Source organism: Candidatus Binatus sp., from assembly GCF_030646925.1.
GTDB lineage: Bacteria > Desulfobacterota > Binatia > Binatales > Binataceae > Binatus.
Genome location: NZ_JAUSKL010000014.1, coordinates 1 through 24,326, shown reverse-complemented (window position 1 = coordinate 24,326; position 24,326 = coordinate 1). Strand labels below are relative to the sequence as shown.

General features: G+C 59.7%; 15 protein-coding genes and 1 pseudogene. 7 read left to right on the top strand and 9 right to left on the bottom strand.

The window, feature by feature from the left end; all coding sequences use genetic code 11:
* Window positions 1-10: 10 nt before the first annotated feature.
* Both Q7S58_RS01580 and Q7S58_RS01575 read right to left on the bottom strand, forming a co-directional pair.
* Entirely contained in the window at window positions 11-1,150 is a 1,140-nt protein-coding gene (locus tag Q7S58_RS01580) for an epoxide hydrolase family protein (RefSeq protein WP_304820104.1), read from the bottom strand.
* A gap of 237 nt (window positions 1,151-1,387) precedes the next feature.
* Window positions 1,388-2,449 carry an LLM class flavin-dependent oxidoreductase gene (locus Q7S58_RS01575; protein WP_304820103.1) on the bottom strand — a complete coding sequence of 354 codons (1,062 nt, stop codon included), beginning with the start codon at window positions 2,447-2,449 and terminating at the stop codon, window positions 1,388-1,390.
* 142 nt (window positions 2,450-2,591) lie between these two features.
* Between Q7S58_RS01575 and Q7S58_RS01570 the strand changes: the two genes are divergently transcribed.
* The gene (locus Q7S58_RS01570; protein WP_304820101.1) at window positions 2,592-3,767 is read left to right on the top strand and encodes an amidohydrolase family protein; all 1,176 of its coding nucleotides are present in this window, start codon (window positions 2,592-2,594) and stop codon (window positions 3,765-3,767) included.
* A 37-nt stretch (window positions 3,768-3,804) separates the two neighbouring features.
* Here Q7S58_RS01570 and Q7S58_RS01565 read toward each other — a convergent pair whose 3' ends face one another.
* On the bottom strand, window positions 3,805-5,940 hold the full coding sequence (locus Q7S58_RS01565) for an acetate--CoA ligase family protein (RefSeq protein ID WP_304820099.1): 2,136 nt from the start codon (window positions 5,938-5,940) through the stop codon (window positions 3,805-3,807).
* A 321-nt stretch (window positions 5,941-6,261) separates the two neighbouring features.
* Window positions 6,262-6,579, bottom strand: coding sequence for a hypothetical protein (locus Q7S58_RS01560; RefSeq protein WP_304820097.1), 318 nt, complete (start codon window positions 6,577-6,579; stop codon window positions 6,262-6,264).
* 104 nt (window positions 6,580-6,683) lie between these two features.
* Here Q7S58_RS01560 and Q7S58_RS21940 point away from each other — a divergent pair.
* The 3 genes and pseudogenes from Q7S58_RS21940 to Q7S58_RS01550 form a co-directional block, all read left to right on the top strand.
* Window positions 6,684-7,169 (top strand): annotated as a pseudogene (locus Q7S58_RS21940) (SDR family NAD(P)-dependent oxidoreductase); the annotation flags it as partial.
* 16 nt (window positions 7,170-7,185) lie between these two features.
* Window positions 7,186-7,716 (top strand): EthD domain-containing protein, encoded by a 531-nt coding sequence (locus Q7S58_RS01555; protein ID WP_304820096.1) that lies wholly within the window; start codon window positions 7,186-7,188, stop codon window positions 7,714-7,716.
* 54 nt (window positions 7,717-7,770) lie between these two features.
* Window positions 7,771-9,237, top strand: a complete 1,467-nt coding sequence (locus Q7S58_RS01550; protein WP_304820095.1) for an acyl-CoA dehydrogenase family protein — start codon at window positions 7,771-7,773, stop codon at window positions 9,235-9,237.
* Window positions 9,238-9,570: 333 nt separating this feature from the next.
* Here the strand turns inward: Q7S58_RS01550 and Q7S58_RS01545 are convergent, their stop codons facing one another.
* From Q7S58_RS01545 to Q7S58_RS01535, 3 genes are all read right to left on the bottom strand, one after another.
* A complete protein-coding gene (locus Q7S58_RS01545; RefSeq protein WP_304820094.1) occupies window positions 9,571-10,731 on the bottom strand; it encodes a hypothetical protein in 1,161 nt (386 codons plus the stop codon).
* Between the two features lie 168 nt (window positions 10,732-10,899).
* Entirely contained in the window at window positions 10,900-12,039 is a 1,140-nt protein-coding gene (locus Q7S58_RS01540) for an amidohydrolase family protein (protein ID WP_304820093.1), read from the bottom strand.
* A gap of 246 nt (window positions 12,040-12,285) precedes the next feature.
* On the bottom strand, window positions 12,286-14,733 hold the full coding sequence (locus Q7S58_RS01535) for a CaiB/BaiF CoA-transferase family protein (RefSeq protein WP_304820091.1): 2,448 nt from the start codon (window positions 14,731-14,733) through the stop codon (window positions 12,286-12,288).
* A gap of 280 nt (window positions 14,734-15,013) precedes the next feature.
* On the opposite strand from Q7S58_RS01535, the gene Q7S58_RS01530 reads away from it, so the two are divergent.
* Complete coding sequence (locus Q7S58_RS01530) at window positions 15,014-16,216, top strand: acyl-CoA dehydrogenase family protein (RefSeq protein WP_304820089.1); 1,203 nt, start codon at window positions 15,014-15,016, stop codon at window positions 16,214-16,216.
* A gap of 319 nt (window positions 16,217-16,535) precedes the next feature.
* On the opposite strand, the gene Q7S58_RS01525 is transcribed toward Q7S58_RS01530, so the two are convergent.
* Window positions 16,536-16,670, bottom strand: coding sequence for a hypothetical protein (locus tag Q7S58_RS01525; RefSeq protein WP_304820087.1), 135 nt, complete (start codon window positions 16,668-16,670; stop codon window positions 16,536-16,538).
* A gap of 154 nt (window positions 16,671-16,824) precedes the next feature.
* On the opposite strand from Q7S58_RS01525, the gene Q7S58_RS01520 reads away from it, so the two are divergent.
* The gene (locus Q7S58_RS01520) at window positions 16,825-21,888 is read left to right on the top strand and encodes an FG-GAP-like repeat-containing protein (RefSeq protein WP_304820085.1); all 5,064 of its coding nucleotides are present in this window, start codon (window positions 16,825-16,827) and stop codon (window positions 21,886-21,888) included.
* Here the strand turns inward: Q7S58_RS01520 and Q7S58_RS01515 are convergent.
* A complete protein-coding gene (locus Q7S58_RS01515) occupies window positions 21,873-22,799 on the bottom strand; it encodes a glucose 1-dehydrogenase (protein ID WP_304820160.1) in 927 nt (308 codons plus the stop codon). The two genes, Q7S58_RS01520 and Q7S58_RS01515, sit on opposite strands and share 16 nt — an antisense overlap.
* Window positions 22,800-23,032: 233 nt before the next feature.
* On the opposite strand from Q7S58_RS01515, the gene Q7S58_RS01510 reads away from it, so the two are divergent.
* Complete coding sequence (locus tag Q7S58_RS01510) at window positions 23,033-24,274, top strand: CaiB/BaiF CoA-transferase family protein (protein ID WP_304820083.1); 1,242 nt, start codon at window positions 23,033-23,035, stop codon at window positions 24,272-24,274.
* Window positions 24,275-24,326 lie beyond the last annotated feature (52 nt).

The following is a 24,326-nucleotide window of genomic DNA, read 5'->3' as shown; positions in this document are numbered from 1 at the left end:
GGGCTGATTATCATCGCATCAGCCTGAAGCAATCGCGCACCTCTTGGATGAATGTCTCGGGCTGCTCGAATGCCGCGAAGTGGCCACCCTTGGTGAGCTCCTTGAAGAATACGAGGTTAGCGAATCTCTTCTCGGCCCATCGCCTGGACGTGCGGAATATCTCTTTGGGAAAAATTGAGCATCCCACCGGCACTGTCACCGGATCCGTCATCGGAACGCGAAAACTCTCCCAATAAAGGCGAGCGGAAGACGCGGCCGTTGCAGGCAGCCAGTACAGCATCGCGTTGTCGAGCAATTCGTCGCGCGTCAGCACGTTCTCCGGATGGCCGTCGCAGTCGGTCCACGACCAGAACTTTTCCAGTATCCAGGTAAGTTGCCCGGCCGGCGAATCGGTGAGCCCGTATCCGACCGTTTGCGGCCGTGTACTCTGCTGTTTCGAGTAGCCCGAATCCCAGTCGTTGTAATGCTGCATCCCGGCGATGGCCGACTTCTCATTTTCGGTGAGATCATTCATGGTCGCCGGATCGGGCAATGCGATCGGCATATTCAGGTGAATGCCGACGCAGTTGCCAGGGTCCTGGATTCCGATAGCGGTCGTAACCATCGAGCCCCAATCGCCGCCCTGAGCCGCGTAGCGTTTGTAGCCAAGCCGCGGCATCAGTTCCGCCCAGGCTCGCGCTATACGCTGCACACTCCAGCCGTTGCGCGTGGGCTTGTCCGAGAATCCGAAACCAGGAAGCGAAGGGCAGACGACGTGAAAAGCGTCGGCGGCATCGCCACCATGAGCGGTCGGATTGGTGAGCGGCTCGATTACCTTGTGGAACTCGACTATCGATCCCGGCCATCCGTGCGTGATCACCAGCGGGAGCGCGTCAGCGTGTGGCGAACGAACGTGGATAAAGTGTATTCCAAGCTCGTCAATGGTGGTCTTGAACTGTGCGAAGCGGTTGAGACCTGCCTCTCGCGCCCGCCAGTCGTATCTCTCGAGCCAATACGCGACGACCTCTTGCGCGTAGGCGAGCGGCATTCCTTGCGACCAGTCATCGACGCACTCACGCTCAGGCCAGCGCGTGTGACGCAATCGGAGCTTCAGATCATCGAGTTGGGCGTCCGTCGCCGCGATGCGAAAGGGTTGGATATCGTTGCTCATCGTCGTTCATCCCTCTTCCGGTTACGAAATCGTCTCAAATTCCTATACGAAGCTGTAGCGCTGCTGAGACGACAGACTTTAATCCACAGAGAGGTCTGCGTAGATCAATCGACTCGCTGCGAATCGGTGTGTTCGTCGGACTTTCTTAATCGGGCTTTTGAGAAGTTGCGGCACTGAGGACCAGGGTATTGGGAGGAAAGACGGCAGACTTTCTGAAATAGTCACGCATGGCGATGGCTAGTACTTCGCGATTACCTCGCGGCCGAATTCCTCGATCATCTCGCGCCCATCGTTCACCACCTGAATTGCGATCTGTTTTAGCCCTTCGGCTTCCAGCGATTTCAGTCGCGCTATGATGTCCTCGCCGCGCCCGGTCAGGGTCATCCCCACGAGATTCTCGTCGATGAACTTTTCTTCGCCCGGCCGCATATAGATGAGGTGCCCTTCGTGTATCTCGAGATAGCGTCGATCGGCGGGCGTCTTCATGTTGGCCACGTAGTCGTCGCGATAGCGTTCCCACAACTTGAGCAGCGGCCCCTGCAAACCGGCACTGACCGCGGATTGCTCCCACAGCGAGTGCATCATCACGATAGCGACCGGGCCAACGCGTCCGATCACGCGGGGCGAGGTGATCGATTCGCCATCGCGCAAGACACATCCGGTGGTGAGCATCGTCGTCGGCAACTTCGCGACCGATCGTCCAGCACGTGCGGCGCCCTTTTTCACGGCGTCGAACTTGTGCCGAAAACGCGCTGCGTCCGCCATCACGGTCATCCATCCGTCGCCGATCTCTCCTGCCAGCTCCAAGGCCTTCTCGCCGTCAGCAGCGATGTGAATGGGAATCGGGTCCTTCAAATTGATGTAGCCGTGGTCCTGATGCAGGAAGCGAATCCAGCGCTCACGTTTGCCTTCGCGATAGAGCACCTCCTCGCCGCGCAGGAGTTTACGCACCGTCTCGACATAGGACCGCAGCCGTTCTAGCGGCACCGGCGGCAATCCCATCGTGTTGCGCCCGGTGAAGCCCGTGCCGACGCCAAGAATTGTCCGCCCGGGCGCGAGCAGGTTGATGGTAGCGATTGAATGCGCCGTCACCGGCTCGATGCGATTTGACGGAATCGCGACGCCGGTCGCGAGCTTGATCCGCTTGGTACGTTCCGCCGCCATCGCCATACAGACGTAGACGTCGCTATAGAGCATCTGCGAGTCATAGAACCAGGCGTGCGTGAAGCCGTTTTCCTCGGCGACCACGAGATCTTTCCACGCGTCTGGTCGAGCTGGATACGAAATTCCGAATTCCATTGATTGCCCTCCTCTGCGGAATTTACTTGATCCCTTTGCTCGGGTTCAATGTCAAGTGCGACTTCGCGAGAATTCTTTGATAAGAGAGGACGTGTGCTGGCCCGATTACCTAAATTCACAAATTGAATCGAGGCAACATAAAATGGCGCAGACCGAAGAGAAGATCCACAAGCTGAAATATCCGGGCGCAGTGGACGCCGACGGCCACATCCTGGAATCGGCCAAATGCTGGGAGCAATACTGCGAGGCCAAATACCGAGCCAACGCGATCCGGATGAAAGAAGACGACGAAGGACTCGAGTACCTGGAAGTCAATGGTGTGCCGTCGCGGGTAAATCGGGGCGGAAACTTCGGCGGCGTCGCGCAGATGGGCCAGGTCACTCGCAATTCCGGAAATTTCGATCGCCGGATCAAATACGGCGAGAAGGTCCCGCTGGGGGCGTGCGACGCCAAGGACCGTATCACCCGACTCGACAAAGAGGGACTGGACGCCGCAATCATCTATCCCAGCCTCGATCTAACCTGGGAAACCGACACCGACGATGTCGAATACTCGCAGGCGATGTGCCGGGCGTATAACCGCTGGGTCACCGACTGGTCCGCAGATAGCGGCGGCCGACTGATTCCCGTGGCGCATCTGTCGCTGAGCGATCCTGTTGCCGCTGCCGCCGAACTCGAACGCGCGGTTAAGGCCGGCCACAAAGGCGGATGGGTGGTGCAGTTCACCACGAGCCGGAAGCCCCACGGCCACAACGATCACGATGTCCTCTTCGCCAAGGCGCAAGAGCTGGACGTGCCGCTCGGCATCCACGTTTCGCTCGAACCACAGTGGTGCTGGCCGGGCCGCTACGACAAAGAATACGTACGGAAGCAGACCTGGTTCCTCAACGTGACCGCGTCCGACGCGATTCGCCATGCGCTCGCGAGTTTCATGGCGTATGGTACCTTCGACAAGTTCCCCAAGCTCAAGATCGTGATTCTCGAAGTCGGCGCCGGCTGGGTGCAGTACTGGCTCGATCGGATGGATGCGGTTTACGACAGCGTGATGGGACGCGGGGTGCCGCTCAAGGAGAAGCCCAGTTTCTACTTTCGCCGCAACGTCTGGGTCTCCGCCGATCCCGACGAAAAATCATTGCCCGCGATGGTCGATCTCTGCGGCAGCGATCGCTTCTTCTGGGCGACCGATTTTCCACATCCCGATCACACCGGAAATTATATCAAGGAGCTCGAGGAGTTTGGGAACAAGATTAGCGATCCGCAGCGGCGGCGCGACGTGCTCGGCGACAACGTGCGGCGGGTCTACAACCTATCGATCTGATACTTCGCGTCACTGCCGCCACAAGTGGTGCGGATGGTCAGTTGGCAAGCAGCCCATTGTTACGCGCCCATCGGTACTTGGCGCCTAGGACGGCGACCGGTTTCTCGGTCGTGTAGGGATAGGCCGGAATTTGCCGATCGAATAGATACGCGCACGCTTCTTCGACCTCGACGTCGCCGACCAGCGAAGCAACGATCGGCTTGTGATTGCCCTTGCGCCGCTCCGCCTCCACGACTTCAGCCGTCAGCTTCGCAAAAACCAACGGCGGCGTGATGATCGTGTGCCAGTAGCCGAGCACGAGCGAATGAACGCGGGAATCCTGCAGGCCCAGTTGGATCGTATTTTGATAGGTCGTAGGTGGTTCTCCACCGGTGATGTCGACTGGATTGCCCGCCGCGCCGAAGGGCGGAATGAATTTGCGAAACGCCTGATCGAGATCCGGCGGCATCGTCATCAGCTTCAATCCAAATTCGACACAAGCATCCGCGAGCAGCACGCCGGAACCTCCGGCACCCGTAATAATGAGCACGTTCTCGCCGCGCGGCGTGGGTATCATCGGCAGGCATCGTGCGAATTCGAGCATGTCGTTCAGACTGTATGCGCGCACCACTCCGCAATGGCGCAACACGTCATCGTAGATTCGATCATTGCCGGCCAGCGCCGCGGTATGAGAGCGGGCCGCGCGCGCACCGGCGGCAGTTCGCCCAGCTTTGAGCATGATAACCGGCTTGCGCGCCGACACTCTTTTCGCCACTTCGGCAAAAGATCGTCCATCCTTCAGGTCTTCGACGTGCATGGCGATCACTTGGGTGTCGGGGTCTTCTTCAAAGAAAGTCAGCAAATCGTCTTCATCGATGTCAGCCTTGTTGCCGAGACCGACGATTGCGGAAACACCCATCTTCGTCGAACGGCTGAAGCCGAGGATTGCCATGCCGACTCCTCCGCTCTGCGACGATAGCGCAACCTTTCCTTTGACGTCGTAGGGAGTGCAGAAGGTGGCGCACAGATTTTGCGGCGTATAGTAGAAGCCGTAGATGTTCGGCCCCATCAGTCGAATGTCATGCTGGCGCGCGACCGCGAGCACTTCGTTCTGCAGGTCAACGTTGCCGGTCTCCGCGAAGCCTGAGGGAATCAACACCGCGCCTGCGACCTTCCGGGCGCCACAATCGTGCAGTACCTGCGCGACCAGCCGCGCCGGAATCGCGAATACCGCGACGTCCACCGGGTCCGGAACGTCGAGCAGGCTGCGATACGCTTTGAGGCCTAGCACCGAGTCGAGGCTCGGGTGAATCGGCACGATACGACCCCGGTAGCCGCCGTTGATCAGGTTCTTCAGGACCGAATTTCCGATTTTGCCGTCCTCGGCTGACGCGCCGATGATCGCTACCGACTCGGGCCGCATTATGCGATTCATCGCTATTAGAATTTGGTCGCGCGACGGACGAAAGCGTTCTGGTGGAGGCTCGAAGTCCAGCACGATCCGCACGTCAGCGGCCACTGCTCCATCGGGGGATGCGAATACGGGATTCAGATCGATTTCTGCTATCTCCGGAAAGTCATCGACCAGCCGCGACACGGCGCAAATAAGCGAGGCGAGCGCCTCGCGATTGACCGCCTGGCCGCCTCGCACGCCATTCAGAAATTGCTGGCTGCGAATCGCAGCGACCATCGCGCGCGCCTCGTCCACACTGACAGGCGCGAGATGAAACGTGATGTCGTTCAGCACCTCGACCATGACTCCGCCGACCCCGACTGCCACGACCTTGCCGAAGCTCGGATCGGTCGATGCGCCGACGATCAATTCGACACCCGGAACAGCCATCTTCTGAATTAGAACGCCGTCGATTCGGGCGTCCGCATTGTAAGCTTTCGCGCGCGCCAGCAGATGACGAAATGCAGTCTCGACTTCGGCCGAGTCGATCACGTTCAGGATGATTCCGTTGGCTTCAGTCTTGTGCAAAATGTCGGGCGAGGCGATCTTCATTGCCAGCGGGTATCCAATTTCGCCGGCAAATTTCACCGCCTGGCTCGCCGACGATGCCAGCGCCTGGGACGGTATCGATATGTCATAGGCGCGGCAGAGTTCGGCGCACTCGGCGGCGTGGAGAGAAGTCCGGCCGGCTTGCTTAGTCCGGTCGAGAATCGCGCGCACACTTGGTCGGTTGCTGCTCATTGAAAGTCCTTTCACCGTTAATGGTCATGAGAGAAAGACAGTAGCCATCATGCGCTGCGCGCGTATATTCCCCTTACCACAACTTTGCCTAATCGAGAGAACAATCTTGGAAATGGTCTTCTACCGATCGACTCCGAGCAGCCGGGCCTCGGCGGTTTTTGGGCCAAGACCTACACGGTTACCAGATACTGCGCCCGCGTCTAACTGGGTCAATGCAACGTGAAGACGAAGTTCGTGATCCACGCGCCGCCGTGAGCAGAGCTGGCATACTATCAAGGCCACCTCCAGCCAATGCCGTCTGGAGAATTAGAGCTGTGCATCTCACGGATGAAGACCTAAACGGGGTACCTTTTGGACCAATACCCTGATGGCTTCGTTTAATTCCCTGATATCGTCAGGAACTTCCCTGTTCGCTAGAATTAATTCCCTGTTCCGAATTTTAGCGACGGTGGTTTCTACCCGCGCAGAACTCGAATTAAAGCCGATATGGAAGATATTCCCTGTATTTTCCTTGATCAGACGCAGTTTCGCATCAGACTGCCGTCCATCCGGCAACCCGATCCCTGATGTATCGGGCGCGCGTGCGCCACTTCGTGACCATTTGTAGGGAACGCAAAACATCTCAAGGATGGCCTTCAATTCTCGTGTTCACTAGTATTCACTTCCGATCGTCGCTATGAAGATGCCCGATTCTTCACGACCCGAACCGGCGCGGCCGGCCGCATTCCGCGAATGCAAGGAAAATGGAGGCAACGCGGTTTTTCAAAAGGCCGACGTCAGCGCTGAGGAGCAGGTTCAAGGCGATGATCGATTGCGCGGTCAAGGAGTTCGGCCGCCTGGACATCACCTATAACAACGCGGGTCTTGGCGGCGCGATTGGACCTATAGAAAACATTACGGTTGAGGATAAGACCTTTGCGGTTTTGGTCCGTGGCGTTTTCCTCGGCATCAAACACTCGGTTCCGATCATGCGCAAACACGGCGGCGGATCGATCATTTCGACCGCATCGCTGGCCGGTCTGCAAGGCTATGACGGTATTCACGCATATTCGGGTGCCAAAGCCGCCGTAGTCAACATAACCCGCTCGGCTGCAATCCAGCTGGGTCGGGACAAGATCCGCGTAAACTGCATTTGTCCTGGCGCTATTAACACGCCGATTCTATACGGCACTACGCCCGGCGGTGAAAAAATCATGGAGCAGGTGCTTGCCAATCTGCAGCCGATCAAACGGGCGGGAAGCCCATTTGACATTGCTGACATGGCGCTATTCCTCGCGTCAGACAGAGCTGGTCGAAGACGAAGCGAAGTTCATCGACCTGCCGAATTCACCGCTCTGGCTCGCTTACGAGTATCCGCAAATCAATCCCTCCGAGGACATCGTTGCGCGGCCGAGCAGCGGACTGGTGAAGGTTTTCTTTCCGCTACGTCATCCGCTCAACCAGACGCTGGAGCAGGCGCAGCTCTACTGGCGAACCAATCACGGGCCGATTATTCGCGGGCTTGCGGGAGGCTCCCATCTGAAGAAATACTTCCAGGTCCACAGATTCGAGGATCCCATCGAGCAACAACTTCGCGCTGCCCGCGGAACGAAGGTTCCGCCGTACACCGGTCATGCGGAAGCCTGGATCGATCGCGCCGAATCAGGGGCGGCTGCAGGAACGCCGGAGGCTAAACGCGCTGGACAGCTCGCGGTCGAGGATGAAGCAAATTTCATCGATTTCAAAAACTCCTCGATGTGGATTGCGAAAGAGCGCGTCGTCATCGACCGGCGCTAATGAGGCGCAAATTGGCCTATCACCACGTTGTAAACGGGACCCGCTGAGCTTCACATGAGTGCAATTGCTTTTGAGCTCCCGCCCGAGATTCGCCAGGCCTGCGACGGACTGACCGCCTTTGTGCGCGCCGAGATATTTCCGCGTCACGAGAAACATCGCGCGTTGCTCGAGGATCAACGCAAGCTCTATCGCGACGACGGACGTTTCTCCGATGAAGCCGTCGCCCTGATCCGCGAGGTGCGGTGCGCCGCCTCGCGCGCCGGCTTTTATACGATGTGTGTGCCCGAAGCATTGGGAGGCGGCGGCCTTGGTCATCTGGCGTACTACGCAGGATGGGAACATTTGTTCCGGCTGTGCGGTCCGCAAAATTGGCTGATGCTGTACGTTATCAGCCATTGGGCATTCGGCCCCAGCCGACTCCTCGAACGAATCACGGACGAAGCACGCAAAAGGATCCTCGAGCCCATGAATGCCGGCGAAACGTCCATGTGCTTCGGCTTATCGGAACCGGGTGCTGGATCGGACGCGGCGGCGCTCGCCACGCGCGCCGTTCCGGACGGAGATGGATGGAAAATCTCCAGGCGGAAGATCTGGACGACCAACGCTCCGATTGCCGACTACTGCATCGTGTTCGCAGTCACGAATCCCTCACTCGCATCGGCGCGCAAGGGCGGAATCTCCGCGTTCCTGGTTCCGACCAACTCGCACGGCTTTGAAGTCCAACGAGTGGTTCGGCTGTTTGGCCATATCGGCGGCGACGAAGCAGAACTGCGGCTCGACGAGGTCTTGGTCGAACCGTGGCAGCTGGTCGGCGAGCTCGATCACGGATTCGATGCGGCCCTGTACGGTGTATCTCTGGGGCGTATCTACAATTCCGCTCGCGCGGTGGGTTACGGCAGATGGGCGCTGGAGCGCGCACTCGAATACTCGAAGGTGCGCGAGACCTTCGGCCGGCCGATTTCGGATTACCAGGGCGTGACCTTTCCGCTGGCCGAATCGGTGGCCGAGATGCACGCGGCCCATCTGATGGGACTCAATGCCGCCGCCTTGCTCGACAAGGGTCAGCAGGCGGTGAAAGAACTCTCGATGACCAAGGCCTATTCGGTGCAGGCCGGATTTCGCGCGGTCGATCGCTCGATTCAGACGCAGGGCGCGATCGGGTTCACCAACTTGCTCGGGCTCTACCATGCATGGCATTCGCTGCGAATCGTGAATGTGGCCGATGGCACCAATGAGATTCTGAATCGGACCGTGGTGCAGCGGCTGTTGAAAGGCGACGTCGATTTGAAGCCGATGGCAATGCGGTACGGCAAATCGCTGCCGCAGTTCGCATTGCGCTGGACGCTGTCCAATCCGGTGATCAGCACGGCGCCGGTCGGGTGCCGCAATGAAAGCGAAGTGAACGACAACGTCGGCGCGATCGGCTGGTCGATTGCCGACGCGGATATGCAGGAAATAGACGCGATTTTCGCCCGCCACGGGGTTGTGACGTCCCCGGAAAACTGGATCGAGAAGAACTGATCTGGACCAAATCGACGCCGCACCCCGGCGAGCGCAACCTGTGGTAGCTAACCCGTCTTGCGCAACCTGAGTTCGCACTACTGGCGAGAGTCTCGGCCTATCGATCGAATGCTGATATTCGGCGAGTCAAAATACGACAAGTGAGGCGAATGCGAATTTGCAAAAGGTGTCGATGCCTACCGAGCACGCGTCGATTACGCGCAATCTCATGGACTCTGCGGCAAGGATGTCGACTACCATAGAGAATTCGACGAGCAAGGTAGACACGCTCTTCCAAAGTGATCGCGTTGCCTCCCTCCCTCGCGATCGCGTCGACAGTCGCCCTTAGGCCAACTAGTTCGACGACCTCGCCCAGTTGCGGGCGTCGTCTCCCGGTGAATAATCGATGATGCTTTGAGAAGGATTGCGATTCACGAGCGGCCGCAAATACAGCGGATGCTTCATGCTGCGAACCTCGTGTTCGATCGTGAACAACAATTTGCCGTCGTCAGGATCGACAATATCCTGGAATCGATACTGATGGTGATCGCTCTCCTGGCTGATCAGACCCTTCGCAGCCAGCCGGCGATGGGGACCTGAGAAATCGTTAATGTAGATTTGAATATGATGTTGATCGTAGGGCTGAATTTGCCGGTCAGTTTCCCGGAAAAAAAGATTTTGCCCAGTCCCGGCGGTGACGCAGGCAAAGCGGCCCTGCGCGTCCTCCAGCGGTGCTGCTTGCGCGCCTAGAATCTGCGAGTAAAAACGCGCGATTCCGTCAGCTGTTCCAACCGGCACGTCAAACTCGACGTAGGGGATACCAACCGCCATGGGGCCGAAGCGCTGATTTGGAGCAAAGCAACGGATCCGGTTGCCCCACGGACAAAGCGCTTCTATGTATCCTTCCCGTTCATGGCATTTGAATCGCGTGTCGGCGAGCGACTCACGTACGCGGCTCAGGCGCTGCGGCAGGGCGTCATAGTCCGAGACAACCACCCCGATATGACCGCGCAACACCTGGGGTTTGCTGGTAGGTAGATGAAATTGCTGACGGCCCGCATTAACCCACATATTGGCCGGACCGGTCATCATGTAGGGGTCACGCGTCAAACCAAGTCCATTGATATAAAACAGCGCCGCCTTCTCTTGATCGGGAACCGTGACGTTAACATGCTCGAGGGCAACGATATTGCCGAGGTCTTCAGCTGCGCGATCATAGGTTTTGCCGGTCTCCATCAACCTGGCGATGGCGCCTGGCGCGTCAAGGCCGGCGTCCCCTAACAGCTTGCGAACTCGGGCGGGTCGCGGTGATGACGCAGCCTGTGGGCCGTCGCCATTGCCAGCTGCTCCGCACAGCGCGTCCATCTGCTGTGTAAGCGTCTCCTGCGAGATGAGTCCGTTGCGATAGGCCTTGAATATTTGTTGTACCTCGAAGTCTTTGCTAGCCATTATCTTGCTCGCCTCCGAAGCCGACGGTTTCTTGATCGACCGGGATTTTCTTTTTAACTTCCCCATTTCAACTCCTTGCATAGATTAAACGGCTATCCTCTGCAAGGTTTTAAGCTGCACAGCATAGGCCTCCTGTGACCAAACGTTAGTTGCACGCCTGCCGTCGTGCTCACCTCCCGTCGTGCTCAACCTGAAACGATCGCGGCGGTTGAGCACGGAACTTCCGAGGCGGAGCTAGTCGAGAATCAGATCGCAGAAGTTGGTGCGGAAGAAACGATCGCGGGTTTGCTGCGAGTGATTGGCAAGGCTGGTTTCAAATCGCCCGATTGGATCGCGCCCGCCTTCGGCGTGCGGATAGTCCGTCGAGAACATGTAGAGCCGGTCACTTGAGAAGTTGATCAACTCGCCCACGTCTTCGAACGGATACGGGGTGAAGCGCAGTTGCGCGTCCATTTGCTCGGATGGCAGGCGGTGCATCGCGCGCAGATGCGGCTCGGACCTGGACCAGATTTTTACGATGTGATCGAGCCGGCGGCGCATCGCAGGAACCCATCCCGCCCCCAGCTCGATGCATCCACCGCGCAGGTTCGCAAAGCGCTCGAGCACGCCGTCGAGAATCAGCACGGAGAGGAAGCGCTCGGCGCTGTGAAAGATCGAGGTCATGTCCTTCGAGCCGACCACCTCGGCGCCGCCGCGCGCACTGCTCCGCTCCGGATGTCCGTCGTTCATCCAATCGGGATCGATTGACAGCTTACTGCTGCCGACGTGAAGGACGAAAGCACCGCGCGCTTCTTCCAAGCGCGCCCAAATGGGATCGTGATCGACATGACCCGGCGAGCGCCCCGGCGAATCCGAAGGCAGCATGAAAACGCGCAGGCCGTCACGCAGCGCGAGGTCGAGTTCGCGTGCGGTACGTGCAGGATCGTCGAGGACCAGCAGGCCTACGCCGACCAGCCGCGAGTCGCCGACGACAAAATTCTTGATCGCACGATTGAACGCGCGCACGCCGCCATAGCGCAGATCCCGATCTCTCCACTGCGTGAGCGAAGCCGCGGCGAACGACGAGAACACGATCTGGCGTCGGATACCGAGCAGGTCGAGCACGATTCCGCGTTCAGCGCAGTTGAACGCGCCGAGCGCCGCGTACCATTTGGGTCCGGTGAGAATGCGACTGCCGAGCGCTTTAAGTTGCGCGACGCGCTCGAGCGAATGCGCTGTGACTCCCAAGGGCGGCAATCCATCGATCGTTGCGTTGTCGCCGCCCGGCAAAATCGCGGGCAGACGATCGCGCACATCGGGATCCGCGCAAGCGGTGAGAAAATCCGGCAGCTCCATGATGTGGCTGTCAGCGTCGTTGAGGTAGTTCGATGTCATTGCTCGGCACCAAGTCTAGGCGAACGCGACTATGAATTCTAAACGTTTCCGTGGGCACGCGGGCGGACGCGGTCTGGCTGAGCCTACTAACAGCTCCGCAAGCACCGAACACTTGCAGACTGATGAACGAAACGCTTGGGCGCACGTTCGAGGCAACGGAGGGCCTTCTCAAAAACGTAATCCGCACCCTCAATCTCTCAGCGACGACTCGTTTCGCGGAAATGAGTTGGAGCGTCACGCATATATTCAGCTGAGCGCGCCGGCTTTACGCAGCTGATCGATCTTCTCAGCTGAATAACCTAGCAGCTTCGACAATACGGCATCCGTGTCAGCGCCTCTGACGGGTGCTGGCGACGCAACCGTGCACGGCTTACCGCCAAGCGTCCACGGGATTCCTACATGCGTTCGCAGTCCGACCTCGGGATGCTCGAGCCGCACAAGGTATCCGCGTTCGCGCAGATGCTCGTTGGTCGCGAGATCCTTGTTACTCATCGAAGGAAAGGCGGCAACACCGGCGCGCTGCAAGGCTTCGGTGACCTCCCATCGATCGCGAATCCTGGACCATTCGCTGATAACACGATCGAGTTCATCCTCGTTTTGCTTGCGCGCCAGCAGCGTCGAGAATCGCGGATCCTGAGCCAACCCCGGACTACCCATTACCGTACACAAGGCAAGCCACTCAGCTTCGGTTCCCACCGCGATACTCACCCATTTGTCGGCATCGCCGGCGGTTTTGTAGGTGTTATGTGGCGACATCGTAGAATGGTGATTACCGACGCGTTCGGGCTCTTTTCCGGTGATCTGATACTGAAGCAAACCTTCCGCGATCAGCTGAACGGCGGTTTCAAGCTGTGACTGATCGATGTATTGACCGTGGCCGGTCTTTTTCCGATAGATCAGCGCGTTCATCACTGCGATCGCGCCAAAGATCCCAGCGTTGGGGTCCATGTATGATGTGCCGAGTTCCATCGGCGGCATTCCTTCGTAACCGGTCGTGAAGAAGAACCCTGAGAGTGCCGCGGCGGGGGGCCCGTAGCCGAGATACCCGCGATACGGTCCGTCCTGGCCATAGCCCGACATCGACAGCATGATAAGGTCAGGACGAAGCTTAAGTAGTTTCTCGTATCCGAGACCCATCTTGCTCGCGATGCCGCCGGCAAAGTTCTCGATCACCACATCGCAGTGCGCCACGAGATCGTATGCGACCTGCAGCCCCGCTGGATCCGCGAGATTGAGTGTGATGCTGCGCTTGCCCTGATTATATTGGTTGAAATAACCCGCACGATTCGGCCCCGGCACATCATCGGCGAACGGAGGTATTGCCCGCGTGATGCACACGCGCTTTTCGCTCTCGATGCGAAGCACTTCGGCACCCATGTGAGCCATCTGCAATGTCGCGAACGGCCCCGCCCACGCCCAGGTGAAATCGAGAATTCGAACCCCCTCGAGTGGTAAGCTTTTGGAGCTCAGCTTTGTAGAACTTGGGACCGCTGTTGCGACCTTCGTCCCTTTCCCCAGTACTTCGTCATTGTGCTGACCAATTTTGGGTGCGGCCGTACGAGCTGAAGAGTTGTCGACACCGTAACGGGAAGGGGCGCCCGGCATACGGATTCTTCCACGCCCCGGATAATCGAGCTCAACGAAATAGTTGCGGTAATTCAGCTGAGCATCGTCGCGGATGTCTTTCATCGTGTTGACCTTGGCGAACGGAATTCGCTTCGCCTGGCCGGCATGGAAGACTTCGTCCTTGTTCTTTGACGAGAACCATTCTCGCATGAACAAGTTGAGCGCATCGGAGTTGATGCCGCGCGCGAGACGATCCTTGAACAGTTCTTCGTGCGCCCATTCGGGATCGCCCATCAATTCGACCAGCCGCTGCCATTGCGGCTCTTCGGCGCATGCCACAAAAGCGTGGCCGTCGCGGCATTCGCTCAGCAGCCAGGGGCCGATGACGCGCTTGCCAAGGCGTGAAGTCTCACGACCAGCGTAAGTGTAATGCATCAGGTTCATTTCGAGCATCGCTGCTATGCATTCCTGTTCGGATATTTCGATGCTCGATGGCGCTCCCCCGCCGAGACGGCATAGATACATTGCCAGAGCGGCGAAGCACGCGTGGAGTCCGCCCTGGTAGTCGGCCTGATCGCCGAACGCCCTTAACGGCGACTGCTCCGGATATTCCGACGCGCCGGGCGCAAGGAAAGCCATTCCCCCTGCATTTTCAATATTCAACGCATAGCCCTTCCAGCCCTTGTATGGGCCGCTGTCGCCGAATGGCGCAATGCCGACCGTGATAAGCGACGGGAACTTCTTCGATAGAGCATCGCTTTCCAGTCCTCGAAGCGGGCGAGCGCTTGGATGGAAGTTATGGATCAGGATCTCAGCGCTCGACAGCAGCCGATCGAATTCGGCTCTCGAGTTTGGATCCGTTAGATCAATGCTGACTCCGCGCTTGTTGGCATTGAGGTACAGAAAGAGACCGCTTTTTTCCGGGTCCGGCTCGTCGCCAGGAGCAAACGGACCGCGCCGACGAATGATGTCGCCCGATGGTTCTTCTACTTTGATTACATCGGCGCCGAGATCAGCCATCAGCTTGGAGGCGAACGCGGCGGAAATTCCTTCGCCGCATTCCACCACCCTGAGACCTTGCAAGATTCCGCCAGCGCGAAAAGCACCGCCAAAGTTCGATTTGCTCATAGCTGCGATTTAGCACGAAAATATATAGACCAGGTAAGGCAGCAGGTTGACGCCTTTGCTCTTTCGCGTGCCGACGACCGAGCGTTTCAGAAACGCTGCGCATTGTGTACGAATTTGGGCTTCCACTGAAATTGGGTGCCCGCGAAAGATTAGCGCGCGTAGAAGGAAATCGTCTGATCTGGGCTTTTCCTCCGTTCTACAGCAAATCGCGATGGCCGATTGCCGCAGGTTTTGGTACCTGATCCGGGAATGACAAATTCCAGCGCTCGAGGACTTCGCGATGTCATCACCAGCAACTGACGAGAGAAGCGAACCGCTCAGCACTCCGATGAGCGCGGCCGACATCCATGCAAACGCGCGCGCCTTGAGCGGTTACCTGCGCGAGAAATCCGCCGAGATCGAAGAAGCACGCAAGCTTCCTGACGAAGTGGTTAGGCGCCTGCGGGAAGCGGGAATGTTTCGCCTGATGATGCCGAAAGAATGGGGCGGTCCGGAAATGCGTCCGGCCGAGCAGGTCGAAGTCATCGAGGAAGTCGCGAAAGCCAATGCTTCCGCCGCGTGGTGCGTGATGATCGGATGCGATTCCGGATTTTTCGCGGGTTTCCTCGAAGACGAGGCCGCCAGAGAGATTTACCCTCGCCTCGACATGGCGACCGCCGGCAGTGCTACACCATCTGGGCGCGCGGAGCGCGTTGCAGGCGGATATCGAGTCACCGGCCAATGGTCATTCGGTTCCGGGGTGACGCATGCGGAGGTTGTCGAGCTTGCCTGCACACTCTATGAAAATGGCGCGGCGGTCACCAAGGGCCAGGGTACGCCCGTGACCTGCGGATTCCTGACAGCGGCTTCAAACGTGGAGGTGGTGGACAACTGGCGTACCACCGGGATGCGCGGGACCGGCAGTTGCGACTACAGCGTGAAGGATTTGTTCGTTCCCGATAGATTCCTCTGCAATATCCGTCCTCCCGCGCGCCGCCCCGGCGTGCTGTGGCGACGTTCCACGAACTTCCTGCCCAAGGTTTCCGGGGTACCCCTCGGTGCGGCCCGCGCCGCGATCGATTATGCGGTCGACTCAGTAAAAAACCGGGTGGAGCTACCTTCTGGCCGGCCTTTGAAGAACAGCGGACGCATTCAAAGCGTGATCGCGGAAGCGGAGATGATGTTAGGCGCCGCTCGCTCCTACGTCTTCCATGCCATGGAGCGGGAATGGGCACGGCTCGAGAACAATGAGCGGCCCACGATTCGCGAGCGCGCAGACGCGTGGCTGTCGCGGGTGAATGCGGCGCAGGCTGCGCGCGAGATCGTAAGAATGCTTTACGACGCGATGGGATCAGCTTCGATCTATTCCGAGCGGAGCCCGCTCGATCGCGCGCTGCGCGACGCGGAGACGGTTTGCCAACATATCGTGGTGCAACGCAAAACGCTTGCGATGGCGGGGGCGATGCTGCTCGAAGCCGATACTCCGCTGCTTCCGTACATCTGAAAGTCGCCTGCTTTGTTCTAGCCAGTTGCCGGCGATACCCTGATAGTTTGATTTGATTCCCTGTTACCTTTGGGAACTTCCCTGTTCCTTAGAATTAATTCCCTGTTCTGATTTTTAGGGAATTAGGGGAAAAAGCGCCTATGCACACTGTGTTTTCGGCTGTCGCAGGGCTCAAACGAAGTCCGAAATTGAAGATATCCCTGTATTTTCCCTGATGATCAGGGAATTTGACGCGGAGAGGGGTTCGCAGCAGACTGCGTCATCCGCCACCCAGTCCCGTACTGTATCGAGTGCTAACAACAGGTTTTATCGGGAATTCTCACGATCCGTCAGATAGCTGATGCATTTTGGCCGAGAGCGGCGTGCGTAAGATCGCGGCGACCTTCTCGTGCTGGTTCAGATGAAAGTGGCGAATCTGCCGGACGCGCGAATCGAACGCTGGCTGCCGACTCATGGTCTGCGATATGCTCGGAGAAGCCAGAGCCAGCGCGCAGAATGAGGCTCATCTGACGGATTTGAAATATTCGAACACCACTTGATTCAACGGTGAACGCCAAATCCGGGGCGCTTGAGCGGCTCTGGAGGGAATCAACCTCGGGGGGGGGCAAATGTTCAAACACGGTCTGCCGCCATTGGCGATAACTCTTGGTCTAGGCGGTTTGCTTCTACTGATGCCGCTCCTGGCGTTGAGTGACTCATCGACGCTGACTATCTCGAGTGGCAGCGTGACAGTAACGAGTTCGGCGTCGAAGACGCTCAACTTTCCGATCGCACGCAGCGCCGATCTTGACTACGACGCTTTTCTTCAATTCCAGACCCAGGACGGCACCGCAGTCGCTGGAACCGACTACGCCGCCGCGACGGGGTCACTCATAATCCCCGCCGGCCAAACCAGCGCGACAATTCCGGTACAAGTCGGGGGCAGTACGACCAACCCGCCCAATAAAACCTTTAAGATGCTGTTGCTGGGCGGCGGAGGAGGAACCTTTACCCCCAGCTTCGCCGCCCAGCAAACCTTCGCCACCGGTGTTAGCCCGCTTCCGGTGTCGGCGGCGGACGTCAACGGCGACGGCAAGCCCGACCTCATCGTCGCGAATTCCGGTGACAACACGGTCTCGGTGATGCTCAACACCACCTTGCCAGGCGCCGCCACTGCCGGTTTCGCCGCTCAGCAGACATTCGCCACCGGCGCCAACCCGCACTCGGTGACAACGGCGGACGTCAACGGCGACGGCAAGCTCGACCTGATTGTCGCGAGTTCCGGTGATGCTACGGTCTCGGTGCTGCTCAACACCACGGCGCCGGGCGCCGCCACGCCCAGCTTCGCCCCCCAGATGGCTTTCGCCACCGGCAGCCCGTCGTATTCGGTGACGGCAGCGGATGTAAACGGCGACGGCAAGCCCGACCTGATCGTCGCGAACACGGGCGCTGACACAGTCTCGGTGCTGCTCAACACCACGGCGCCGGGCGCGACCACGCCCCGCTTCGCCAGCCAGGTGGCCTTCGCCGCCGACACCGGGCCGTACTCGGTGACGGCGGCGGATATCAACGGCGACGGCAAGCCCGACCTGATCGTCGCGAATCGCTTTGCTGGCAACGTCTCGGTGCTGCTCAACACCACGGCGCCGGGCGCAGCCACGCCCAGCTTTGCCGCCCAAGTGGCCTTCGCCCCGAGCATCTTTAACGACCCATTCTCGGTGGCGGCGGCGGATGTCAACGGCGACGGCAAGCCCGACCTGATCGTCGCGAATTATGGAAGTGACTCGGTCGCGGTGCTGCTCAACACCACGGTGCCGGGCGCGGCCACGCCCACCTTCGGCCTGCAGTACTTCGGCACCCATGCCCCGGTTTGGGTGATGACGGCGGACTTCAACGACGACGGCAGGCCCGACCTAATCGTGGCGAATTTGCTCGATGACACGGTGTCGATGCTGCTCAACACCACCGCGCCAGGCGCGAGCACACCCAGCTTCGCCACTCAGAAGACCTTCGCCTCCGGCGTCGGCCCGCAGTCGGTGGCGGCGGCGGACGTCAACGGCGACGGCAAGCCCGACCTGATCGTCGCCAATCGCTTTGCTGCCACGGTCTCGGTGATGCTCAACACTACGGCGCCGATTCCTGCCACGGCGACGTTTGACGCCAACAGCTTTGCCACCCAGAAGGTCTTCGCCACCGGCGTCAATCCGAGATCGGCGACGGCGGCGGACCTCAACGGCGACGGCAAGCCCGACCTGATTGTCGCGAACGACGATGACGCGACGGTCTCGGTAATGCTCAACAGCACCCTACCGGGTGCCCGGATCCCCAGCTTCGCCGCGCAGCAGACCTTCGACGCCGGCGCCGGCGCGTACTCCGTGACCACGGCGGAAGTCAACGGCGATGGCAAGCCCGATATCATCGTCGCGAATTACCATGCCAACTCGGTCTCAGTGCTGCTCAACACCACGGTGCCTGGTGCGGTTACGCCCGGCTTCGCCGCCCAGCAGACCTTCGCCATCGGCCGCCAAAGTGATTCGGTGACGGCGGCGGACGTCAACGGGGACGGCAAGCCCGACCTGATAGTGGCGAATTCCGGTGACAACACGGTCTCGGTGCTGCTCAACACCACCGCGCCGGGCGCAGCCATGCCCAGCTTCACCACCCAACAGACCTTTGCCACCGGCCTCGGCGCGTTCTCGGTGACCACGGCCGACCTCAACGGTGACGGCAAGCCTGACTTGATCGTGACGAACACACCCGCCGGTACGATCTCCGCGCTGCTCAATACCACCGCACCGGGCGCAATTACTGCCAGCTTTACCGCTCCGCAGGCCTTCGCGGTCGGCGACCTTCCGCAGGTTCTGACAGCGGCAGACGTCAACGGCGACGGCAGGCCCGATCTAGTCGTCCCTAATTTCAATGCTGGCACGGTTTCAGTGCTGCTCAACACCACAGCGCCCGGGGCGGCCACGCCCAGCTTCGCCGCCCAGCATACCTTCGATGCTGGCGCCAGCTGTAATTCGGTGACGGCGGCGGACCTCAACGGCGACGGCAAGCCCGACCTGATCGTGGCGAATTCCGGTGACAACACGGTCTCGGTGCTGCTCAACACCACGGCGCCGGGGGCGGCTACGCCCGGCTTCGCCGCCCAGCAGACCTTCGCCACCGGCGCCAACTCTGACTCGGTGGCGGCGGCGGACCTCAACGGCGACGGCAAGACCGACCTGATCGTCGCGAATTACCGTGGTAACACGGTCTCGGTGCTGCTCAACACCCTGTACCAGGTTTCCACCTCCGGCAGTCCCGCGACGGGCACCATCCACTACAACGTGCCGGCCACGAGGACTCCGACACCGACGCGGACCGCAACGCCGACGCGGACGCCGACGCGGAGCGCGACCCGGACGCCGACCACAACTGCGACGCCGACGCCGGTTCCGACCGTCACGGCCACTCTTACGCCGACCCCAACCGTGACGCGTACCGCGACGCCATCGGCCACGCCGACGCCGGTGGCGCCCGCGCTTCGAGTGCTCGGGCAGATCACTTTTACCAACAACGGGCCAAATTTTGTGGACTCGCGCGGACTATTTCGGCCGCGCGGACTGGCGATCGATCGCAGCGTCTCGCCCAACCGGATTTACGCGGCGGACACCTATAACAACCGGGTACTGGGATGGAACAACGCGTCGGCATTCGCCAACGGAGCCCCGGCAAACCTGGTGATTGGCCAGCCCAACTTCAACTCCAGCCGCTGCAACAATCCGGCACAAAGCGCTCAAGGCGCTCTGTGTCTGCCAGCCAGTGTCGGGGTCGATTCGTTTGGCAATCTCTACGTGGCAGATACCAGCAACAATCGGATGCTGGAATACGACACTCCGTTTAGCAGCGATAAGAAAGCGGATCGGGTGTTCGGGCAAGGCGGATCCTTCACCACTCATCTTTGCAACAAGAGCGGTATCAGCGCGGCCAGTCTTTGCACGCCATGGGGCATCGCGCTGGATTCCGCGAACAATCTGTACGTGGCCGATTCCGGCAATAACCGGCTGTTGGAATACGACGTGCCGCTGACAACCGATACTACGGCTAACCGGGTATTCGGTCAGCTCGGGAGCTTTACCAGCAGAGTCTGCAACAAGGCCGGGGCGGGCGGCAACCTTTCGAGCTTGTGCAATCCGCTGGGGCTGGCGCTCGACGCCTCCGACAACCTGTATACATCCGATTCCGGCAACAGCCGAATACTGGAATACGATACCCCGCTGGTCAGCGGCACGGTGGCGGACCTGATGATTGCGCAGAGTGGCAGCGGTCTGGGGGTGGATTCGGCCGGCGATCTGTACGTGGCGGACGAGGCCAACAGCCGGGTGCTGGAGTACGACGCCCCGCTCAATACAGACACCACGCCCGACCGCGTGTTTGGCCAGGGCGGCAGCTTCACGGCGACCGCCTGCAACATGGGACACACGCCGGCGGCTGGGACCTTGTGCTCACCGGGCGGTGTCGCGCTGGACCCGGCGGGCAAGCTCTACGTCGCCGACCAATCCAACCATCGCGTTCTCGCTTATGCTACGCCGCTGGTCATCAACACGGCGGATCGGGTGCTGGGTCAGAGCACTTTTATCGAGGGGAAGCCGAATTTCGCCGATGCGCGTGGGCTCTACAATCCGCGCGCGGTGGCGGTGGACACTAGCGTGACGCCGAACCGCATCTACGTGGCGGACTATCTGAACAGCCGGGTGTTGGGATGGGGCAACGCGGCGAGCTTTGTCAACGGGGCGCCTGCCGACGTGGTGGTCGGCCAGACCAGTTTCGGCACCGCGCAGTGCAACGCCGGCGGTACACTCGCGAGCGCCCGGACGCTGTGCTGGCCGTTGGGGGTCGCGGTGGACGCGCAGGGCCGGCTGTACGTCGCTGACTACGGCAACAATCGGGTCGTGGAGTACAACGCTCCGTTCAGCATCGGTGCGTCCGCCAACCTGGTCTTCGGACAGGGCGGAAGCTTCACGTCGCGCTTCTGCAACAAGGGCGGCGTGAGCGCCTCGAGTCTATGCGTGCCATTGGGCGTCGCGCTGGACACGTTCGGGAACCTCTACGTTTCTGACAACCATAACCATCGGGTGCTGGAGTACGATACCCCGCTTACCACCGATACCGTCGCGGATCGGGTGATCGGGCAGCCGATGCTTACCACCAGCACCTGTCCGGCGACGCCGAGCGCGGCGAGCGTGTGCGGGGCGGCGGGAATCGCGGTCGACAGCAACGGCAACCTCTACGTGGCCGACGCCGATACCAACCGCGTGCTCGAATTCAACCATCCACTCAGTACCAACCAAGTGGCAGCCCGGGTCTTCGGCCAGAGCGGTAGCTTCGTCACCGGCATCTGCAACAAAGGCGGGGTCAGCGCTAGTTCGCTGTGCTATCCGCTCGGAGTCAGCGTGGACGACGCCGGAACGGTCTTCGTTGCCGATTTTACGAACAGCCGTGTACTCGAATACGACGCGCCGCTTAGCACCGACACCATAGCTGATCGGGTGTTCGGTCAGGCCGGCATCTTCACCTCGGCACGATGCAATAAGGGTGGCGTTAGCGAGACCATATTGTGCTATCCCGCGGGCGTCGCGCTCGACGGGGTGGGCAATCTGTACGTCACCGACCGCAACAACAATCGCGCACTCGTTTACGCGCAGCCGTAGAGCAAAATCCGATGCGAAAAAATTGAGGCATCAGAACGCACAGTGGAATCCGCTGGCTCTCTGATCGCCTTGGCACCAAGACTCACCGCGCGTTTGAAGGTCGCATCGACATCAGGAACGTAGATATAGATCGCGGCTGACATCGATGGGTCGCAAAAATAGCCGTTGCCAAACAGCACATGCGCGTCGCCGATTTTAGCCTCGGCATGAAATTGCCCTGCGGCATCGGAGGCAAGATAGAGCACCATCCGTGCGATATCTTCGGGCTGGCCGATGCGCCCGATCGGAGTTGCTCGCACCATCGCCTCGTTAAACGCCGCCGGATTGTGATTCAGCATCGGCGTCTCGATTACTCCCGGATGTATCGAGTTGACGCGGATGCGATCGCCCGCAAGTTCCAGCGCCGCACACTTGCTCATCCCACGCACCGCCCATTTGGTCGTGGCATAGGCGAGCACATTCCGGACGCCCCTCAGTCCCGCGCCCGACGAGATATTAATGATGGAGCCGCCGCCCGCTGCACGCATCGCGGGCGCTACCGCCCGCATGCCTAAGAAGGGGCCGCGCTGGTTGATCCGCGTGATCTCGTCGAACTCCTCGTCAGTAGTGTCGAGCAGCGATCGCATTTTATAGATGGCGGCGTTGTTCACCAGTATGTCCAGGCGGCCGAACCGCTGCGTGGTGGCTTTGACCACCCGTTCCCAGTCCGCCGTGCTGCCTACATCTTGCTGTGAAAAAGCCGCCAGGTCGCCCAGCGCTTCGGCAACGGCTCCTCCTTCCGGCGAGACGTCGGTCAACATGACCTTGGCGCCTTCTGCAACAAAGAGCCGAGCCTCAGCCTCTCCCTGGCCGCGGGCGGCTCCAGTAACGATCGCGACCTTTCCGTCAAGAGTGCATTGTCGTCTCCCAATTCAGCTAGCGGGCGTTTCCCTTCCGCATGTCGAGCAGCTTTTCATAACACATCCGGAGCTACGGTTGAGAGAATCACTCACGCAGCAGCGGGCGATTGTTTGACCATGCAACGATTGTGTGAAACTTAACTCGGACGATGATCAAACGGCAAGCCGCGCTGCTTGTCGAAATCCTAACTCTGAATGCACTGATGGTGTAACAGAGCGATGCATCAGGGCAGGAGGATGGTTCAATGCTGAGTCCATACCGAGTGCTCGATCTGACCACGGAGCGAGGACTGCTCTGTGGCCAGATTCTGGGCGATCTGGGCGCTGACGTTATCAAGATCGAGCCACCTGGTGGCTCGCCGGCACGGCGGCTGGCCCCCTTTTTCGAAGACAGGCCGGATCCTGATCGCTCGATTTACTGGTGGGCTTACAACCGCAATAAACGAAGCGTCACCCTCAACCTCGAGACTGACGAAGGCAGGGAAATGTTCTATCGACTCGCGGCGGGAGCGCGGTTCCTGATTGAGTCGCACAACCCCGGTTATCTCAGCGAGCGCCGGCTTGGGTACAAGGATCTCGCGAGCCGCAACCGCGAACTGATTTGTGTTTCAATAACGCCATTCGGCCAGCATGGTCCCAAGGCTTCTTACGCTGACAGCGACCTGGTGATCCTCGCAGCGGGAGGGCCGCTAATGCTTTATGGCGACGAGGATCGGCCGCCGGTTCGGCTGAGCGTGCCTCAGGCTTATCTTCATGCATGCGGTGACGCGGCCGCCGGTGCGATGGTGGCTAATCATGAGTGCCACCGCTCCGGGATGGGACAGCACGTCGATGTGGCGGCGCAGCAGTCAGTCACCTTGGCGACTCAAGCCAACAACCTCGCGTACCGCCTGGGCGCAGACGAAGCGCGCCGAATGGCGGGCGGCGTGAAAGTGGGATCTCTACGGGTTCCGCTGGTGTGGCGGGCGAAAGACGGGCATGTCACGCTCGGCTTCCTGTTCGGACGCCAGCTCGGCGTATTCAGCCAAAGACTGATGAACTATCTCCACGAACTGGGAGTCTGTGACGCTGCCACCCGCGACAAGGATTGGATCGGTTACGGCGCGTTACTCGCGAGCGGCGAAGAGCCGATGGAGGAGTACGAGCGGGTTCTCGCCTTGATTGCGGATTTCCTCGCGAGTCGAACCAAGGCAGAGCTGTTCAGCGTTGCACTCGAACGGGGATTCCTGATCGCTCCGATCGCAACGGTCAGTGAAGTTCTTGCGAGTCCTCAACTCAAGTCCCGTCAATACTGGCAGATGCTCGAACATCCGGAGCTGGGACGCTCATTCCCGTATCCGGGGCCGTTCGCAAAGTTCAGTGAGGCGCCGATCGTTTACCGCCGACGCCCGCCGCTGGTTGGAGAACACAATCACGAAGTCTATTCCAACGAGTTGGGATTGTCGGCTGCGAGAATCGAGGACCTGGCGCGAAGAGGTATAATCTGATGTTGCCGCTCGAGGATGTCAAAATTGTCGACTTCATGTGGGCGCTGGCGGG